The 17,634-nt window shown below is 71.7% G+C and carries 22 protein-coding genes; 11 read left to right on the top strand and 11 right to left on the bottom strand.

Annotation, left to right across the window (positions count from 1 at the left end; genetic code table 11):
- Positions 1–163: 163 nt before the first annotated feature.
- The gene (locus QRY02_RS32490; RefSeq protein WP_285986630.1) at positions 164–886 is read right to left on the bottom strand and encodes a GntR family transcriptional regulator; all 723 of its coding nucleotides are present in this window, start codon (positions 884–886) and stop codon (positions 164–166) included.
- 116 nt (positions 887–1,002) lie between these two features.
- On the opposite strand from QRY02_RS32490, the gene QRY02_RS32495 reads away from it, so the two are divergent.
- From QRY02_RS32495 to QRY02_RS32515, 5 genes are read left to right on the top strand one after another with little or no spacing between them, the layout of a single operon-like run.
- A complete protein-coding gene (locus QRY02_RS32495) occupies positions 1,003–2,247 on the top strand; it encodes an MFS transporter (protein WP_285986631.1) in 1,245 nt (414 codons plus the stop codon).
- 10 nt (positions 2,248–2,257) lie between these two features.
- Complete coding sequence (locus tag QRY02_RS32500; protein ID WP_285986632.1) at positions 2,258–3,052, top strand: putative hydro-lyase; 795 nt, start codon at positions 2,258–2,260, stop codon at positions 3,050–3,052.
- A gap of 1 nt (position 3,053) precedes the next feature.
- Complete coding sequence (locus QRY02_RS32505; protein WP_285986633.1) at positions 3,054–3,806, top strand: LamB/YcsF family protein; 753 nt, start codon at positions 3,054–3,056, stop codon at positions 3,804–3,806.
- Positions 3,803–4,414, top strand: a complete 612-nt coding sequence (locus QRY02_RS32510) for a 5-oxoprolinase subunit B family protein (protein WP_285986634.1) — start codon at positions 3,803–3,805, stop codon at positions 4,412–4,414. The genes QRY02_RS32505 and QRY02_RS32510 overlap by 4 nt, the downstream gene beginning before the upstream one ends.
- Positions 4,411–5,244: a 5-oxoprolinase subunit C family protein gene (locus QRY02_RS32515; RefSeq protein WP_285986635.1), complete on the top strand. Its 834-nt coding sequence runs from the start codon at positions 4,411–4,413 to the stop codon at positions 5,242–5,244. The genes QRY02_RS32510 and QRY02_RS32515 overlap by 4 nt, the downstream gene beginning before the upstream one ends.
- Before the next feature lie 33 nt (positions 5,245–5,277).
- Here QRY02_RS32515 and QRY02_RS32520 read toward each other — a convergent pair whose 3' ends face one another.
- Both QRY02_RS32520 and QRY02_RS32525 read right to left on the bottom strand, forming a co-directional pair.
- On the bottom strand, positions 5,278–5,517 hold the full coding sequence (locus QRY02_RS32520; protein WP_285986636.1) for a hypothetical protein: 240 nt from the start codon (positions 5,515–5,517) through the stop codon (positions 5,278–5,280).
- On the bottom strand, positions 5,510–5,863 hold the full coding sequence (locus QRY02_RS32525; protein WP_285986637.1) for a hypothetical protein: 354 nt from the start codon (positions 5,861–5,863) through the stop codon (positions 5,510–5,512). The genes QRY02_RS32520 and QRY02_RS32525 overlap by 8 nt, the downstream gene beginning before the upstream one ends.
- 81 nt (positions 5,864–5,944) lie before the next feature.
- Between QRY02_RS32525 and QRY02_RS32530 the strand changes: the two genes are divergently transcribed.
- On the top strand, positions 5,945–6,523 hold the full coding sequence (locus QRY02_RS32530) for an ArsR/SmtB family transcription factor (RefSeq protein WP_285986638.1): 579 nt from the start codon (positions 5,945–5,947) through the stop codon (positions 6,521–6,523).
- On the opposite strand, the gene QRY02_RS32535 is transcribed toward QRY02_RS32530, so the two are convergent.
- From QRY02_RS32535 to QRY02_RS32560, 6 genes are all read right to left on the bottom strand, one after another.
- Entirely contained in the window at positions 6,520–7,146 is a 627-nt protein-coding gene (locus QRY02_RS32535) for an alpha-ketoglutarate-dependent dioxygenase AlkB family protein (RefSeq protein ID WP_285986639.1), read from the bottom strand. The genes QRY02_RS32530 and QRY02_RS32535 overlap by 4 nt on opposite strands.
- Positions 7,147–7,394: 248 nt before the next feature.
- On the bottom strand, positions 7,395–8,453 hold the full coding sequence (locus QRY02_RS32540; RefSeq protein ID WP_285986640.1) for a zinc-binding dehydrogenase: 1,059 nt from the start codon (positions 8,451–8,453) through the stop codon (positions 7,395–7,397).
- A 29-nt stretch (positions 8,454–8,482) separates the two neighbouring features.
- Entirely contained in the window at positions 8,483–8,815 is a 333-nt protein-coding gene (locus QRY02_RS32545) for a transcriptional regulator (protein ID WP_285986641.1), read from the bottom strand.
- 72 nt (positions 8,816–8,887) lie between these two features.
- On the bottom strand, positions 8,888–9,706 hold the full coding sequence (locus tag QRY02_RS32550; RefSeq protein ID WP_285986642.1) for an LLM class flavin-dependent oxidoreductase: 819 nt from the start codon (positions 9,704–9,706) through the stop codon (positions 8,888–8,890).
- A 69-nt stretch (positions 9,707–9,775) separates the two neighbouring features.
- Positions 9,776–10,459 (bottom strand): metal-dependent transcriptional regulator, encoded by a 684-nt coding sequence (locus QRY02_RS32555; protein ID WP_285986643.1) that lies wholly within the window; start codon positions 10,457–10,459, stop codon positions 9,776–9,778.
- A gap of 40 nt (positions 10,460–10,499) precedes the next feature.
- Complete coding sequence (locus QRY02_RS32560; protein ID WP_285986644.1) at positions 10,500–10,940, bottom strand: GNAT family N-acetyltransferase; 441 nt, start codon at positions 10,938–10,940, stop codon at positions 10,500–10,502.
- Positions 10,941–10,995: 55 nt separating this feature from the next.
- Here QRY02_RS32560 and QRY02_RS32565 point away from each other — a divergent pair, with 55 nt between their 5' ends.
- Positions 10,996–11,316 carry a hypothetical protein gene (locus QRY02_RS32565; RefSeq protein ID WP_285986645.1) on the top strand — a complete coding sequence of 107 codons (321 nt, stop codon included), beginning with the start codon at positions 10,996–10,998 and terminating at the stop codon, positions 11,314–11,316.
- A 4-nt stretch (positions 11,317–11,320) separates the two neighbouring features.
- Here the strand turns inward: QRY02_RS32565 and QRY02_RS32570 are convergent, their stop codons facing one another.
- Positions 11,321–12,919, bottom strand: a complete 1,599-nt coding sequence (locus QRY02_RS32570) for an amidohydrolase (protein ID WP_285986646.1) — start codon at positions 12,917–12,919, stop codon at positions 11,321–11,323.
- Between the two features lie 48 nt (positions 12,920–12,967).
- Here QRY02_RS32570 and QRY02_RS32575 point away from each other — a divergent pair, with 48 nt between their 5' ends.
- From QRY02_RS32575 to QRY02_RS32590, 4 genes are read left to right on the top strand one after another with little or no spacing between them, the layout of a single operon-like run.
- A complete protein-coding gene (locus tag QRY02_RS32575) occupies positions 12,968–13,705 on the top strand; it encodes an enoyl-CoA hydratase/isomerase family protein (RefSeq protein ID WP_285986647.1) in 738 nt (245 codons plus the stop codon).
- Complete coding sequence (locus QRY02_RS32580) at positions 13,702–15,225, top strand: ATP-dependent acyl-CoA ligase (RefSeq protein ID WP_285986648.1); 1,524 nt, start codon at positions 13,702–13,704, stop codon at positions 15,223–15,225. Before QRY02_RS32575 ends, QRY02_RS32580 begins: the two co-directional genes overlap by 4 nt.
- Positions 15,222–15,857, top strand: a complete 636-nt coding sequence (locus QRY02_RS32585; RefSeq protein WP_285993974.1) for a TetR/AcrR family transcriptional regulator — start codon at positions 15,222–15,224, stop codon at positions 15,855–15,857. The genes QRY02_RS32580 and QRY02_RS32585 overlap by 4 nt, the downstream gene beginning before the upstream one ends.
- Positions 15,858–15,915: 58 nt before the next feature.
- Positions 15,916–16,236: a hypothetical protein gene (locus QRY02_RS32590; protein ID WP_285986649.1), complete on the top strand. Its 321-nt coding sequence runs from the start codon at positions 15,916–15,918 to the stop codon at positions 16,234–16,236.
- A gap of 119 nt (positions 16,237–16,355) precedes the next feature.
- On the opposite strand, the gene QRY02_RS32595 is transcribed toward QRY02_RS32590, so the two are convergent.
- On the bottom strand, positions 16,356–17,525 hold the full coding sequence (locus tag QRY02_RS32595; RefSeq protein WP_285986650.1) for an acyl-CoA dehydrogenase family protein: 1,170 nt from the start codon (positions 17,523–17,525) through the stop codon (positions 16,356–16,358).
- Between the last annotated feature and the right edge of the window lie 109 nt (positions 17,526–17,634).

Here is a 17,634-nt window from a genome sequence, read left to right on the forward strand (position 1 = left end):
CTGGGGAAGCGGCGACCCGGCAGCGTGGGGTCCCGCCGGCCGCTGGGGGTCTCCGGCGGCGGAACCGCCCCCCGAGGCTATCGACCGCCTGTCGCGTGCGGCTCGTGCTCGGACCGTACGGACGTCAAGCCTGCCCGAACGCCCCAAAGCGGGGTCGCTCCGGCTATTCCGCCGCGCTGGCCGCGCGGGCCGCCTCGGCGCGGTCGGCGTACGCGTCCACCAGCTGTTCCTCGGCGTCGTCGAGGTACTTCAGCAGCAGCTGCTCCGCACCCGGGCCGTCGCCGGCCTCGATGCGGTCCAGGATTTCGTGATTGCGGGGCAGGTAGCGCTCGTGGAAGCGGCGCGGCTCGGCCATGATGTGGAACACCAGCCGCAGCTCGGCGGTCAGCCTGCCGACCAGCTCGTTCACCCGCTCGCTGCCGGACAGCGCGGCCAGCTCCTGGTGGAACCAGACGTTCGCGGTGCCCAGGTCCTTCCAGTTGCCGGTGCGCGCGGCCTCGTCCCCGATGTCGACCTTCTCCTTGATCCGCGCGAAGGACGCCGGCTTGGCCCGCACCCCGCGGACCGCGGCGCATTCGATGATCTTGCGCACCCGGTAGATGTCGACGACGTCCTCGACGCTCGGGATGCGGACGAAGACCCCGCGGTTGAGCTCGTGGGCGAGCAGCCGCTCGTGCGTGAGCAGCCGGAACGCCTCGCGGAGCGTGTTGCGGGAGACGCCCAACGCGTTGCCGATGTCCTGCTCCGACAGCCGGCCGCCGGGCAGGAAGAACCCTTCGGCGATGCGCTTGCGGAGGACGCCGGCGACCCGCTCGGCCGTGCTCTTGCGCGTGACCAGGCCGCGGTCGGCCTCCAGGCCCGGGACCACGCCGTCTTCGATGACCACGGCACGAGGGTACCCGTCACCCAGAGGACGATCCAACTGGACTCTTGTGGAATTGTTCAACAATCCCTACCGTGTGAGGCACGCCACGATGAGAGACACTGGCCAGGAGGTGCCCCATGACTGCCACTACCGCTACCGAGGCCCGGCCGTTCGACTGGTTCCGCACGCTGGGAAAACGTGGCCGCCGCGCCTTCGTGGGCGCGTTCGGCGGGTACGGCCTGGACTCGTTCGACTACCAGACCCTGCCGCTCGGCCTGGCCGCGATCACCGCGTACTTCGGCATCTCGAGCGGTGAAGCCGGCTTGCTCGGCACGACGACGCTGGTCGTGTCGGCCGTCGGCGGGGTCGGGGCGGGCATGCTGGCCGACCGGATCGGCCGCGTCCGCACGCTGCAGATCACCATCGCGATGTACACGATCTTCACCGTGCTCTGCGGGTTCGCGCCCAACTTCGAGACGCTGCTGATCTTCCGCGCGCTGCAGGGCCTTGGCTTCGGTGGCGAGTGGGCGGCCGGCGCGGCACTGGTCGCGGAGTACTCCTCGGCGCGCTACCGCGGCCGGACCGTGGCGTTCGTGCAGAGCGCGTGGGCGGTCGGCTGGGGTCTGTCGGTGGTCGTCTACACCGTCGTGTTCACCGTGGCCAGCGACGACGTGGCCTGGCGGATCATGTTCTGGACCGGCGTCATCCCGGCGCTGCTCGTGCTGTGGGTCCGCAAGAGCGTCAAGGACGCCCCGCGCGCGGAGGAACGGCTGAAGACCGAGCGCCCCAAGGGCACCCTCGTCCGGATCTTCAAGGGTGACCTCCTGCGCACGACGTTCTTCGCCGCGCTGCTGTCCACCGGTGTCCAAGGCGGGTACTACGCCATCAACACCTGGCTGCCGACCTACCTGAAGAAGACGCGCGACCTGACCGTGATCGGCACCGGCGGCTACCTCGCCTTCCTCATCACCGGGGCGTTCGTCGGCTACGTCTGCGGCGGCTACCTCACGGACCTCCTGGGCCGCAAGAAGACCTTCCTGACTTTCGCGGTGCTGTCGGCCATCCTGATCGTCGCCTACACGCAGATCCCCAAGGGCGCCAACGGGCTCGTGCTGGTCCTCGGTTTCCCGCTCGGCTTCGCGATGTCCGCGATCTTCAGCGGCTTCGGCGCGTTCCTCGCCGAGCTGTACCCGACCGCGTTGCGCGGCACCGGGCAAGGCTTCACCTACAACTTCGGCCGCGCGGTCGGCGCGGTGTTCCCGGCCGTCGTGGGCTTCCTGGGCGCGGGCGGCGCGATCGTCATCGGCGCGGCCGGTTACGGCATCGCCGTGCTCGCGCTGCTCGGCCTCCCCGAGACCCGCGGCATCGAACTAGTCGACTGAGGGGGAACTCATGACGACCTTCGACGAACCAGCCACGTACACGCCCGCGCAGGCGCGAGCGGCGTTCCGCACCGGTACCGCCCACCCCACGACCGGCTGGGCCAACGGCTTCACCCAGACCAACCTGATCGCCGTGCCCGAGGACTGGGCCTACGACGTCCTGCTGTTCTGCACCCGCAACCCGCAGGCGTGCCCGCTGCTCGACGTCACCGATCCCGGCGACCCGGCCACCCGGCTCGCCGAGGACGCGGACCTGCGCACCGACCTGCCGCGCTACCGGATCTGGCAGAACGGCGTCCTCGCCGGCGAGGTGTCGGACGCCACCGGCCTGTGGCGCAGCGACATGGTCGCCTTCTCGATCGGCTGCAGCTTCACGTTCGAGACGGCGCTGGCCGCCGAGGGCGTCCCGCTGCGGCACGTCGACCAGGGCCGCAACGTCGCGATGTACGTGACGAACCGGCCGTGCGAGCCCGCCGGGCGGCTGTTCGGGCCGATGGTGGTGTCGATGCGCCAGATCCCGGAGGACCGCGTCGACGACGCCATCCGGATCACCCGCGCGATGCCCGCGGTGCACGGCGCCCCGGTGCACATCGGTGACCCGCGCGCCCTGGGCATCGGCGACCTGGCCCGGCCGGACTTCGGCGACCCGGTGGACGCCGAACCCGGCGACGTCCCGGTGTTCTGGGCCTGCGGGGTCACCCCGCAGGCGGCACTGATGGCGTCGCGGCCCCCCTTTGCGATCACCCACGCGCCGGGGTACATGTTCATCACCGATCGGTACGACAGCGAATACCGGGTGGGCTGAAATGGATCTGAACAGCGATCTCGGCGAGGGCTTCGGCGCCTGGAAGATGGGCGACGACGAAGCCATGCTCGACATCGTGACCAGCGCGAACGTCGCCTGCGGCTTCCACGCCGGCGACCCGTCGGTGATGCGGCGGGTGTGCGAACTGGCGGCCGGGCGCGGGGTCGCGATCGGCGCGCACGTCGGCTACCGCGACCTGGCCGGCTTCGGCAGGCGCGCCCTCGACATCGCCCCGGACGACCTGGCGGACGAAGTGCTCTACCAGATCGGCGCGCTCGACGCGTTCGCCCGCGCGGCCGGCAGCCGCGTGACGTACGTGAAGCCGCACGGCGCGTTGTACAACACCGCGGCGGCCGACACCGAGCAGGCGGCGGCGATCGTCGAGGGCCTGCGCCGGTACGACCCCGCGCTGGCGCTGCTCTGCCTGCCGGACTCGGAAATGCAGCGGGAGGCGGAGAAGGCCGGCGTCGTCGCGTACGCGGAGGCGTTCGCGGACCGGGCGTACACCGCGGAAGGCCGGCTCGTCTCGCGCAAGCGGCCGGGCGCCGTCCTGCACGACCCCTCGGCCGTGGCCGACCGGGCCGTGGCGATGGCGACCGGCGGCGGCGTCGTGACAGCCGACGGCGGCAAGCTCGACCTGCGCCCGGATTCCCTGTGCGTGCACGGCGACACGCCGGGCGCGGTCGAGCTGGCCCGCCGGATCCGCGCCGGCCTGACCGCCGCGGACGTCCCGCTCACGGCGTTCACCGGATGACCGTCCGGCTGCTGCCGTGCGGGCGGCGCGCGGTTTTGGTGGAACTGGACGACGTGCTGGGCTTCCAGGCGGCACTGACGCAGTCGCCGCCGGACGGGGTCGTGGAACTCGTCCCGGCGGCGCGGACGCTGCTGGTCCGCTTCGACCCGTCGGTCACGAACGCGGAACGGCTGGGGGCGCTGCTGCGACAAGTGTCCCCTGTGGACAGAGTCGCGGCCGACGCGGGCGAGGTGGTGATCCCGGTGGTGTACGACGGCGAAGACCTGGCCGACGTCGCCGCGGAGACGGGGTTGAGCGTGGCTTCGCTGATTTCCCGGCACACCGCGGGGACGTACGTTTCGGCGTTCTGCGGCTTCGCGCCGGGCTTCGCCTACCTGACCGGATCGGACCCCGCGCTGCACGTGTCCCGGCGGTCTTCGCCGCGCACCCGGATCCCGGCGGGCTCGGTGGCGATCGCCGGCGAGTACAGCGCGGTCTACCCGAGCGCGTCACCGGGCGGCTGGCGGCTGCTCGGCCGGACCGGCGTACCGGTGTGGGACGTCGAGCGCGACCCGCCGAACCTGCTGCCGCCGGGCACCCGGGTCCGGTTCACGGCGGTGCCGTCGTGAAGCTCGAAGTCGTCCGGCCCGGGTTCTCGACGACGGTGCAGGACCTCGGCCGCCCGGGCCACGCGGCGCTCGGCGTCGGCCGCTCCGGCGCGGCCGACCGCGAGTCGTTCCGGCTGGCCAACCGGCTCGTCGGGAACCCGGCCGGGGCGGCGGCCCTGGAGGTGACGCTCGGCGGGCTGGTGCTGCGCGCGACCGGCGTGACGACGCTGGCGGTCACCGGCGCTTCCTGCCCGTTCTCGAAGGGCGGGCCGAACGGGCCGATCACGTTGTGGCCCGGGGAAGAACTGGCGCTGGGCACGGCGGTGTCGGGATTGCGTTGTTACGTCGCGGTGCGCGGCGGGATCGACGTACCGCCGGTGCTGGGCTCCCGGGCGACGGACACGCTCGGCAAGCTCGGCCCGCCCCCGGTGACGGCCGGGATGCTGCTGCCGATCGGCCCGGCTCCGCGGGCGTTCCCGGTGGTGGATCTCGCGCCACGGGCGGCGTTGCCCGCGGAACCGGTGCTGCGCGTGACGCCGGGCCCGCGTCGCGACTGGTTCACCGCGCCGGACGAACTGCTGTCCACTGTGTACACGGTCTCGCCGGATTCGGACCGCGTCGGCATCCGCCTGACCGGGCCCGCCCTGTCCCGGGCGCGCCACGACGAGCTGCCGTCGGAGGCGTGCGTGCCGGGGTCGCTGCAGGTGCCGCCGTCGGGCCGGCCGATCCTGTTCCACGCCGACCACCCGACGACGGGTGGGTACCCGGTGATCGCGGTCGTCGAGGAGGCGGACCTGGACCTGGCGGCTCAGCTGCGGCCGGGTCAGACCGTCCGCTTCCGGGCGGCATAGCTTTCCTCCCAGCGTCGTGAGCGGCGGCGCGGGTCACGCCCGCCTGCCGCTCACGACCACCAGCCAGGCGGCGTTCGTGACGCCGATCGCGAGCCACGCCGCCCAGGCCGCGGCCGGGGCCAGCCCGGTGGTGACGACCCCCAGTGCCACCGTCACCACCACGGGCCACGCGCGCCACCGCCGGCGCGGCCGCCGCTCGGCCAGGTAGGCGTCCAGGGCCTCCGCGACCTGGTCGTCGATCTCGTCGCGCAGCCGCGCGTCCAGCTCAGACATGGGCCGGCACCGGCCGCGGCACGGCGACGGACAGGCACGCCAGCGCCAGCGGCACCTCCAGACCGGCCATGAGCAGCGAAAACACCACGTCGTCGCCGGCCGTGACCACGTCGAACCAGGCGTCAGCCAGCAGGAGCGTCGCCGTGGCCGTCGCGACCAGCGGCGTCCGCGCGTCGCCGCGGCTCAGCAGCCAGGCCGTGAGCAGCAGGCCGGCCGCCTCCGCCGTGTCGAGGCCCGTCCAGGCCAGCCGCCAGTGCTGCGCCGCGACGACGTCCGGCAGCGTCAGCCCGAGCACCGCGATCCACGGCAGCAGGCACAGCCCGGCCGCCCAGAAGAGCTTCTTCATGCGAACCCCCGAGTTCTCTCCCGACCCAAGGTAGCGATTGCAGAGATTCTTTGCAAACAATCTCTGTAGTACGCTCCCGGCATGGTCGAACGTCCCGAAAAGCGCGTCCTGACCGGCGCGGACCTCAAGGCCTTCTACAAGGCGCTGGCCAACCCCGTGCGCCGGGACATCCTGAGCTACCTGGGCAAACACGGCGAGGCGAACTCTACGAGCGTCGCGAAGGCGCTGGGCGAGAGCACCGGCACGACCAGCTACCACCTCCGCAAGCTCGCCGACCTGGAGCTGATCGAGGAGCTGGAAGACCGCGGGGACGGCCGCGAACGTTGGTGGAAGTCGCGGTCGAAGGACATCTACACCCCGCCCGGCCTCGACCTCGCGCCGGACGAGCGCGAAGCGATGCTCAAGCTCGGTGCGCTGAAGATGAGTCACGACCTGGGCCTGGTCACGCGGGCCTACGTGGGCTACGACAGCGCCAAGGGCTGGAACCAAATCCACCGCGCCGGACTGCACCTGACGAAGCAGCAGGTCGTGTCCTTCGTCGAGGAGTACCAGAACCTGGTGTGGAAGTACGCCACCGAGCCGGGGCAGCACCCCGAAGGCTCGCGGTCGGTGGCCGTCCGGTTCATCGTGGTGCCGGACGAGGAGCCCGCTGAGGACTAAAGCCCCGACACCCGGAGCGTGATGTTCAGCCGCCCGTCGAGGCCGAGCGCCGGGTCCGCCGTGCCCGGCAGCGTCTTCGGCACGCCGTGGTAGGCGAGCCGGGACGGGCCGCCGAACACGAACACGTCACCGGAGCGGAGTTCGACGTCGGTGTACGGCCGGCCGCGGGTTTCGGTGTTGCCGAAGCGGAAGACGCAGGCGTCACCGAGGCTGAACGACACCACCGGCTCCAGGCTGCGCTCGTCCTTGTCCTGGTGCAGCCCCATCTTCGCGGTGGCGTCGTAGAAGTTGACCAGCGCGATGTCCGGCGCGTACACCTCGGCCGGCTCACCGTACGCGGCCGCCAGCGCGCGGCGGCCGAGGTCGCCGAGCCAGTCCGGGAACGGCAGCACCGGCGTCCCCTCGCCGGTCGTGCGCGAGTAGCCGTACGGGTACCAGTGCCAGCCGAGGCAGACCGACTTCACCGACATCACGCCGCCGTTGGGCAGCCGGGTGTGGCGGTAGCCGGACCAGCCGCGGCAGGCCGCGACCAGCTCGCGCTGCTCGTCGAAGCCGAGCCAGTCCGGCAGGTGCACCGCGCCGGGCGCGAGCTCGGCGCGCGGGCGCGGCAGGAGGGCGTCCATCACCTCGATTGTGCCGGAGACTCCCGCTGCACACGCTCGGTGATCGTCGAAGGCACCACGCGGTGACCGCGGAACGTGACACCCGCGGTCACGAACAGCCGCAGGAGCCGCCCCAATGGACTAGCGGGACGGTCCTGCGGCCGCGTCCCCTCGCTTTGGGCCACCATGAAGTAGACGTTCCCACACCTGAATGTCACATGCCAGCGTGGATCAGCTACGAACGGGTCTCTTGACCACGGCGCCGCCGATCAGGCACGGAACGTCACGACGGTGACGCCGGCCTGCGCCGGCACGGGGTCGTTCATCGCCGCCAGCGCGGCCGGGACGTCGTCGAGCCCGATGCGCCGGCCGATCAGCGCGGTGAGGTCGATGCCCGCCGTCTCGACCACGCGCAGCAGCTCCGGGTACTCGTGGGCCTGGAGCCCGTGGATGCCGACGAGCTCCAGCTCACCGCCGATGACGCGGTGCATCGGGATCGGGGCGACGCCCTGCGCGGGCGGCATCAGCCCGGCCTGGACGTGCCGGCCGCGCTTGCGCAGGCTGCCGACCGAGGCCGCGCACGTCGACGGCGAGCCGAGGCAGTCGAGCGAGACGTGCGTGCCGCCGCCGGTCAGCTCGCGGACGTGCGCGGCGACGGCTTCCGGGCTGTCGAAGGCCGAGGAATCGACCGTGACGGCGGCACCAGACTTCGCGGCCAGCTGGAGGGCGGCCGCCGAGACGTCGACGGCGACGACTTTGGCGCCCGCCGCGACGGCCAGCAGCACCGCGGAGATCCCGACGCCGCCGCAGCCGTACACCGAGACCCACTGGCCCGCGGTGACGCGCCCCTGCCGCAGCACCGCGCGGAACGCCGTGCCGAACCGGCAGCCCAGCGCCGCGGCCTCGGCGGCGCCGAGCGAGTCCGGCAGCGCGACCAGGTTCGTCTCGGCGTGCTCGATGGCGACGCGCTCGGCGAACGACCCCCAGTGCGTGGCACCGGGCTGGAACTCGCGGTCGCAGATCTGCTGGTCACCGCGGGTGCACTGGGCGCAGGTGCCGCAGGCGCAGACGAAGGGCACGGTGACGCGGGCGCCGAGCTCCCAGCCGCGGACGCCTTCGCCGAGCGCGACCACCCGGCCGGCGAGCTCGTGCCCGGCGACGTGCGGCAGCGTGACGGCGGTGTCGTGCCCCTGCCAGGTGTGCCAGTCGCTGCGGCAGACACCGGTGGCGTCGACCTCGATCACCGCACCGCCCGGCGCGGCCACCGGCTCCGGCACGTCCCGCACGACGGGCGGGACGCAGAACTCCTCCATGACCACAGCTCGCACGGCACGAGCCTAACCGTCTTCGACACTGCTCAAGTGAGCGCGTGGAACCTCGTCCTGCTCCGCGGTGGGCCGAGGAGTTTGCTGAGCGAGCCGTCCGGCACGTTCAGGATGTCCTCGAGATTCCGCAGGGCCTCCAACGATTCCGGCCGCTCCGGCCGGCACCGTCCCGATTGCCAGTGGCTGAGGGTGGCCAGGCTGACCGTGGTTCCCCTGCCGCGCAAGCGATAGCGGATCCGCTCGAGGCCGAGGCCGCGGGCCCGGATCGCCGCCCGCAGGGCCACGTCGAACGGTCCGGCCGCCAGCAGCCGGCCCAGCTCCGCCTGTTCCCCCCGGTCGATGGTGCGTGTTCGCTGACCGGTCATCACAACGCTCCGAAGCACTCCCGAATACGAACATTGGAGCGTAGGCGCCGCTTCGCAAGATCGGAAGAGTCCTCACCCACCTGCCTTGCGCGTCTCGTCGGCGATCGCGGCGAACGGTTCCGCGTAGCCGGAGTTGATCGTGACATAGGAAATCCCCCACCGCTCCCGCCAGCCGAGAAGCTTTTCCGCGGCGGCGCCGGGATCCTCGGGAAGGACGGTGACCGCACCAGCGGCGGCGAGCTCGGGCACGTCCACCCCGGCCCACCGCGCGATCATCGGCGACGGTTCGGTCCCGACGGCCATCAGGTTCAGGCCGAGCTCGATCTCCGGCAGCCGCGGCCCGGCGAGGTCCCGGAATCGATCCACAATGGACTGCGCCTCGGTTTCGCCGGTCGTGGGCGCCCAGGTGAAGGTGACGGTGTCGGCTTCTTGCGCGGCGAGCGCCAGCATTTTCGGCCCACCGCCGGCCAGCATCAACCGTGGCCGGTCGGCGTCACGCTTGAGGTGCGCGATGGTGGCGGCCATCCGTGTGATGCGCTCACCCGGTGAGGGGAATTCCCGCCCGAGAGCCTTGGCGTGTTCCTCCGCGCCGGGCCGCCCGACACCCAGCCCGAGCTCGAACCGGCCGCGGGTCTGCCGGTGGAGGGTCTGCGCCTGCCAGCCGAGCGCTTCCGGGGTGCGGAAGGGGTCGGCGAGCACGAAGGTGCCGACGGTGAGATCCAGCGTGACCGCGGCGGCGGCCCCCAGGAGGACGAAGGGATCGGCGGTCCCGACGGGATCGGTGGCGAGCAGGGTGTCGAAGCCGAGCTTCTCGACCCGCTCGGCCTGAGCGGTCCACGAGGTGAGGTCACGCGCATGACCGGCGACGACGCCGAAGCGGAAGGATTTCATGCGAGCCATGGTCGCGGGCGGCGGCGGGTCACCACATCCGCTTCACGACGTCACCCGCGCGTACGTCCCTCAGCGCAGCGTGACCGACAACGCCTGCGCGATCTCCTTGCCGATGGCGTGCGTAGCGGCATCCGGTGGCGAACCCACCTTCACCACCAACGGCCCCCCGAACGGCTGGCGTTCCACCACCTCGATGCGTTCGCCCAGGTTGATCGCGTGTTCCGTCAGGTACCTCAGCAGCTCCGGGTCCGTGTCCCAGACCCGCACGATCTCGCCGACCGCGCCCGGCGGGAGGTCGTCCAGGATGCGGACCGGGAGCTCCTCCACGCTCCCGTCCGGCGCCGGGATCGGGTCGCCGTGGGGGTCGCGGACCGGGTTGCCGAGCTTGGCCGCGATGCGCTCGACCAGCCTGTCCGACACCGCGTGCTCCAGCGCGTCCGCCTCCGCGTGGACCTCGTCCCACGTGTAGCCGAGCTCCGAGACCAGGTACGTCTCGATCAGCCGGTGGCGCCGGAGCACCGAGCGCGCCAGGAGCCTGCCGTCGGCCGTGAGCTCGATGCCGCGGTACGGCACGTGCGTGACCAGGCCCAGCTGGGACAGCTTCGTGACCATCCCCGACGCCGAGGACGGGCTGACCTCCAGCCGGCCGGCGAGCGACGCGTTGGTGACCGCCTCGCCCCGCTCGACCAGGCCGTAGATCACCCGGACGTAGTCCTCGACCGACGAGGACCTCCGGACCGAACCATCTCCCATACCGCATACGATACGGGGCGGGGTACTTTCTCGTGAAAGTTCACGGCCGCCAGCGGTAGCGGATCCAGCCCGGGACCGGCTCGGCACCCAGCTGCGCGTAGAACGCCGAACCCTTTTCGTTGCCCTCCTGCATGTCCCACTCCACGCGGCCGGTCGTGCGGTTGCGCAGCTCGTCCAGCAGCTCGCCGCCGAGCCCGTGGCGGCGGTGCGCGGGCCGGACGAACAGGTCGTCCAGCCAGATCCCCGGCCGGGCTTCCCAGGTGGAGAAGTTCCAGCTGCAGAAGGCGAAGCCGGCCACCGTGCCCGGCTCGCCGGGCGGGGTCGCGATGAGCACCCACGCCTTCGGGTCCGGCCCGAACAGGTGCCCGCTCATCTCGGCGCGGTCGAGCTTCAGGTCGTGGTTGTCCTCGTAGACGGCGTGCTCCTCGATGAGCGCGCAGATCTCCTCGATGTCTTCGAAGACGGCGTCGCGGACGGGCATCTCGCCTCCCTTTTTTGTCGGTGGTGGTCGTTACGGTCAGGCCTGGAGGTGGTCGATGTCGCCGGAGGAGAAGTTCGAGGACCTGGTCGACGAGTTCACCGGACGCCCGGGCATCACGCCACCCGGCGCGACCGGCGGGTTCGGGCGCACGGCGCTGCGCGCGCACGGCCGGATCTTCGCGATGTTCGTCCGCGGGCAGCTGGTGCTCAAGCTGCCCAGGGGCCGGGTGGACGAGCTGGTCCAGGGTGGGCACGGGGTGCGCTTCGACGCCAACAAGGGCACCCCGATGAAGGAATGGCTGGCACTGGACACCGGGTCGCCACAGCCCTGGTCCGCGCTGGCCGAGGAAGCACTCGAGTTCGTGGGAAGGAAGTGAGCCATCACGCTTGATAACGCAGTTCGCCGCCGACGGCGGTGCCTTGCACGCTGAGTTCTTCAAAAGCGGGGTCGTCCACAGCGGACTCGTCCAGGGGCGAACCGGACAGCACGGCGAAGTCGGCGAGCTTCCCGGGTTCGAGCGTGCCCAGGTCACGCTCGGCGAAGGTCGCGTACGCCGATCCATACGTGTACGCGCGCAGCGCCTGCTCCGGCGTCAACGCCTCTTCGGGCGCGAAGGGTGCGCCGGACGCCGTGCGCCGGCGCACCATATCGGCCAGCGCGAGCAGCGGTGCGCCGTTCACGACGGGCCGGTCCGAGGACGCGGGAAGCACGCAACCCGCGTCGAGGACGCTGCGCAGCCGGTAGCACCAGGGCACGCGTGACTCACCGAGCGCGGCGCGCATGCCGTCGCCGAGCTCGTTGACGAACCGGCCCTGCGGCGACGGGATGAGCCCGAGGGAGGCGAGCCGGGTCAGTTCCGCGGGCTGGAGCACCGCGCAGTGCTCGATGCGGTGCCGGTGGTCCGTGCGCGGCGAAGCGGCCAACGCGGCTTCGTACGCGTCGAGGACGACGGTGATCGCCCGGTCGCCGATGGCGTGCGTCGCGATCTGCCAGCCGGCCTCGTGGGCACGGCGGATCGTGCGCGCGAGCTCATCCTCGGGCACCTGGAAGTAGCCGCGGTTGTCCGGCTCTCCGTCGAACGGGTCGTGCATCGCGCAGGTGCGCCCGACCAGGGAGCCGTCGGCGAACAACTTCATCGGGCCGACGCGCAGCCACTCGTCGCCGAGGCCGGTGCGCAGGCCGAGGTCGAGGCCGAAGCCGGCGCCGTCGGGCAGGTCGTGCAGCACGCTGGCGGCGACCATCACCGTGCTGCGCACGCGCAGCACGCCGCGGTCGCGCGCCTCCTGGTAGGCGGCCAGTTCGGCAGGTGTCTCACCGACCAGGCCGCCGCCGATCCCGGCTTCCTGGACGCTGGTGATGCCCTCCGACAGGTACTGCTCGGACGCCCGCTCGAGCCCGCGCACGACCCGCGAAACCGGCGTCGGGTACGTCAGCGGCCGCAGCAGCAGCTGGGCCTGCTCGCGCAGCAGGCCGGTCGGCGAGCCGCCGGCGTGCACGACGTCGCCGCCGACCGGGACGTTCGCGAGGTCGAGCTGGTCGAGCACGGCCGAGTTGACCACGGTCATGTGCCCGGACGTGTGCTTGAGCCGCACGAGCATCCCGGGCGCGGCGCGGTCGAGGCCGTGCCGGTCGGGGTGCCCGCCGGCGAGCTTGTTCTGGTCGTACCCGCTCCCGACCACCCAGCTCCCGGCCGGCAGCGTCGCGGCCCGCGCGGCGACGGCGTCGTAGACCTCCTCGACGCTGCGGCAGTCGCCGAGCGGCACGTCGTCGAGGCCCATGCCGAACCACGCCATGTGGTTGTGCGCGTCGTGGAAGCCGGGCACGACGAAGCCGCCGCCGAGATCGACGCGGGCGCGCGCGGACAGCTCGAGAGCGTCGTCCCCGAGCGCGACGACCCGGCCGTGCAGCACGGCGAGTGCGCTGGTGACGCCGTTGCCCGTCCACACCGTGGCGTTCTCGTAGACCGTATCGACCCGCATACGTTCGGACACTATCGATCGATCGATCGAACGTCTAGCATCGCCCTCATGCCCACCGTGGAGTTCGCCGTCGAGAACGGCATCGCGCAGATCCGGCTGAACCGGCCCGAGCGGCTGAACGCGGTCGCCGCCCTCCTGGTCGACGACTTCCTCGCCGCCCTCGACGCGGCCGCCCGCAGCGACGCCCGGGTCGTCGTGCTGTCGGGGAACGGCCGGGCCTTCTGCGCCGGCCACGACCTCAAGGAACCCACCCCCGCGGGTGACTCGCGGGCGCGGCTGGACCGGCTCCAGGACGTCACGCGGCGGCTGCGCGGGCTGCGCCAGCCGGTGATCGCGGCCGTGCACGGCTACGCGATCGGCGCCGGCGCGGAGTTCGCGCTCGGCTGCGACCTGATCCTGGCCGCCGAGGACGCCGTGTTCGCCTTCCCCGAGGTCTCGCTGGGCCTGAGCGTCACCGGCGCGGCGTCGCGGCTGCTGCCGCTGCTGGTCGGCCCGCTCAAGGCGAAGGAGCTGCTGCTGCTGGGCGAGCGCTTCGACGGCCGGAAGGCCGCCGAGCTGGGCATGGTCAACGCCGCCGTCCCGGCCGAGCAGCTCCAGGCCGAGGCGCTGAGCTGGGCCAAGCGGATCGCGGAGCACCCGCCCGAAGCGGCAGCCATGGCGAAGCGGGTCCTCGACACGCCGATCGACCTCGAGCCCGCCCTCGAACTCGAGGTCAGCCACGCCCTGATCACCGAGCACTCGGCCGCCGTCGCCGCGTCCACCGAAGCGTTCCGGAGCCGGGCGTGACGCCCCTCGCCGAAATCGGGACCCTCGCGCAGCTCGTCAGGCGGGCCGCCGCGCTGTGGCCCGAACGCACGGCCTGGGTGTTCGACGACCTGGATCGGACGTTCACCTTCGCCGAGGTCGACCGCGAAAGCACCCGGATCGCCGCGGCGCTCGCCGAACGCGGCATCGGCCCCGGCGACCGGGTGGCGGTGATGCTGCGCAACCAGCCGGAGTTCCCGCTGATCTGGCTGGCGCTGGCGAAGATCGGCGCGCAGCTGGTGCCGGTCAACACGAACTACCAGGAATTCGACGGCGCCCACGTCCTCCGCCACTCCGGCGCGAAGCTGGCCGTCGCCGCGCCCGAATTCACCGAATTGCTCGGCCGGATCGGCCTGACCGAGGTGATCACCCCGGACGAGCTCCGCACCGATGCCGAGCCGCCGGAGTTCACGCCCGTGCCCGAGCTGCCGGTCAACATCCAGTACACCTCCGGCACCACCGGCGCCCCCAAGGGCTGCGTCCTGCCGAACCGCTACTGGACGACCCTCGCGATCAGCCTGGCCACCGACTTCCCCGCCGTCGGCGCGGACGACGTCATCCTGACCGCCCAGCCGTTCCACTACATCGATCCACAGTGGAATGTCGCGCTGGGCCTCGCCGGCGGCGCCACCCTCGTCGTCCTCGACCGCTTCCACCCCAGCACGTTCTGGGCGAAGGTCCGCGAACACGGCGTCACCTGGTTCTACTGCCTCGGCCTGATGCCGACGCTGCTGCTGCGCCAGGAACCGGCCGCGGCCGACCGCGACCACCGCGTCCGCGCGATCTGCGCGTCGGCGATCCCGCACGACCTGCACGCCGAGCTGGAGGCCCGCTGGGGCGTGCCGTGGTACGAGGCGTTCGGGATGACCGAAACCGGCGGCGACATCCGGATGACCGCCGCCGACCACGACGAGACCGTCGGCACCGGCTGCATCGGGCGGCCCAGCCGCGACCGCGAGGTGCTGATCGCGGGCGACGACGGGAAGCCGGTGCCGCGCGGGGAAACCGGGCAGCTGCTGATCCGCGGGATCGGGCTGATGCACGGCTACCACGACGATCCGGACGCGACGGCGAAAGCGTTCGAAAACGGCTGGTTCCACACCGGCGACCTCGCCCGGATGGACGCCGCCGGCCGCGTCTACTACGTCGGCCGGACGAAGGACATGATCCGCCGCAGCGGCGAAAACGTCTCCGCCGACGAGGTCGAGCGCGCGCTGCTGCTGCACCCGGCGGTCCGGCTGGCGGCCGTCGTCGCGGTGCCGGACGAGCTGCGCGGCGAGGAGATCAAGGCGTACGTCGTGTGCGACGGCGACCGGCCGGACCCCGCCGAGCTCGCCGCGTTCTGCGCCGGGAAACTGGCCTACTTCAAGGTTCCCCGGTTCTGGGCGTTCGCGGACACGCTGCCGATGACGCCGTCGGAGCGGGTGGCCAAGGGCGAGCTGCGGAAGGTCGCCGACCCGCGTGCCGGTTCCTGGGACGCGAAGGCGGAAGCATGGCTGTGAGCAGCCGCGAGCGGGTGCGCGCGGCGGCGGTGAAGCTGTTCGCCACCAAGGGCTTCCACGGTACCGGGATCCGGGATCTGGCGCAGGAGGCGGAACTCTCTTCGGCCAGCCTGTACCACTACATGGGCACCAAAGAGGATCTGCTCGTCGACATCATGCACACGGCCCTGAACCGGCTGCTCGACGCGGCCCGCGAGGCCACCGCGGGCGGCGGCGACCCGGTGCACCGGCTGCGCACGCTGGTCGTGCTGCACGTCCTCGCGCACGCCGTCGGGCCGGCGGAAACCCGGGTGGTGGACAACGAAGTCGACGTCCTGTCCCCGGCCGCGCGCGAGCCGGTGGTCGCCCTGCGGGACGCCTACGAACGGCTGTGGGCGGCCGCGATCGACGACGGGGTGGCGGCGGGGGTGTTCCGTGTGGAGCACCCGGCGGTGACCCGGCTCGCCCTGCTCGAGATGTGCAGCGGCGTCGCGAGGTGGTATTCCCCACGCGGCCCGCTGGCGCTGGACGAGCTGGCGGAGCACTACGCGGAACTGGCGTCCAGGGCGCTGGGCTGCACGTCCGCGCCCGGTGTGACCGACTTGCGACGGTGCCGGGAAATCGTCGCGAAAGAGTGGGGCGTGTCCGTTTAGCGGCGCTTTTACCTGTGTACGCCTTGCCCAGACGGCGTACGTGGGGGACGCTCGAAGGGTGACTGAGGAAACGATCCAACTGGAACTGGACGACTCGGGTCTCGCGCCGGGCCTCCCGGCGCCGGAAAACCCCCGCGATCAGGTGCAGGATGTGCCCTATCGCCCCGTCGAGTTCCGCGATGACGATCTCCCCACCGCCCTGGCACGGTGCTCCGCGTGGCTGCGGCAGGCGCAGGAGTGGCTGGGCGAGCCGCTCGACGTCCTGGCCATCCACCTCGACTACGACGACCGTCAGGGTTCGCCGTACTACGACGTGAAGCTCCTGTGCAACGAAGAGGACCTCGCGGGCGTCCCGATCGCCATCCGCAACAGTAAGTAAGCAAGCCGAAGCGCCGTCAAGGCCGCCGGGACGGCGGTCTTGACGGCTTCGTCATCCGGGGCTGCGCCCCGGGTCGGGGGCTCCGCCACCCGGAACCCCCGAAAGAAGCTGGTCGCGTTTCAGCCCAGTGTGCCGCCGACCTTGACGTGTCCCTTGAGCAGGTTGCGGGCGATCGTCCGGCGCTGGATCTCGTCGGTGCCTTCGTAGATGCGCAGCAGCCGCAGCTCGCGGTACCAGCGCTCGACCGGCAGCTCCCGCGTGTAACCCATGCCACCGTGGATCTGCAGGACGCGGTCGACGATTTCGTTGGCCTTCTGGCCGCCGTACAGCTTCGCCATCGACTGCGCGTGCCGCGAATCGAGGCCTTGGTCGACCTGCCAGGCGGCGTGCAGCACCAGCCACCGCAGCGCTTCCAGCTCGACGCCGGAGTCGGCGATCATCCACTGGATGGCCTGCCGCTCGGCGATCTTCTGCCCGAACGTCTCGCGGGTGTTGGCGTGCTCGATGGCCATCGAGATCAGCCGTTCGCACGAGCCGATCGCGCGGGCGGGCAGCAGGTAGCGGCCCTGGCCGATCCACTGCATGGCGAGCTCGAAGCCGCGGCCCTCCTCGCCGAGGATCTGCGTCTCCGGGACGCGGACGTCCTGGAAGATCAGCGACGCCGGGCCCCACTCGCCCATGGTGTCGATGTACTCGGACTTCCAGCCGGCTTCGCGGTCGACGAGGAAGCAGGTGACACCGCCGTTCGCGCCCTTCTCCGGGTCGGTGATCGCGAAGACCATGGTGAAGTCGGCCTCGTTGCCACCGGTGATGAAGGTCTTCTCACCGTTGATGATCCAGTCGCTGCCGTCCTTGCGGGCGGTGGTCCGGATGGCCTTGGCGTCCGACCCGGCGCCCGGCTCGGTGATCGCGAAGCACGACTTGCGCTCGCCCGAGATGGTCGGCAGCAGGTAGGTCTGCTTCTGCTCCTCGTTGGCGTGGAACAGGATGTTGTCGGCGGCCCCGCCGAAGCGGAACGGCACGAAGGTCCGGCCGAGCTCGGCCTCCAGCAGCGCGGCCATCACGGCGGACAGGCCCATGCCGCCGTACTCCTCCGGGGTCAGCACGCCCCAGAAGCCGGACTCCTTCGCCTTGAGCTGGAGGTCCTTGAGCTCCTCGCCGGTGAGACCGGGCTGGTGGGCCCGCTCGCGCCGGAGGACTTCCTGCTCGAGCGGGATCAGCTCCCGCTGGACGAACGTGCGGACCCAGTCGCGCACTTCCCGTTCTTCGGTGCTGAGTGAAAAGTCCATGGGGTAGCTGCTCCTCCGACACTCTTCCGGGGGTCCAGGGGGCTCGCCCCCGGCCGGGGTCTGGGGCTCGGCCCCAGAAGACACTGCACTGGCTAAGCGCTTGCTTACC

Source organism: Amycolatopsis sp. DG1A-15b, from assembly GCF_030285645.1.
GTDB lineage: Bacteria > Actinomycetota > Actinomycetes > Mycobacteriales > Pseudonocardiaceae > Amycolatopsis.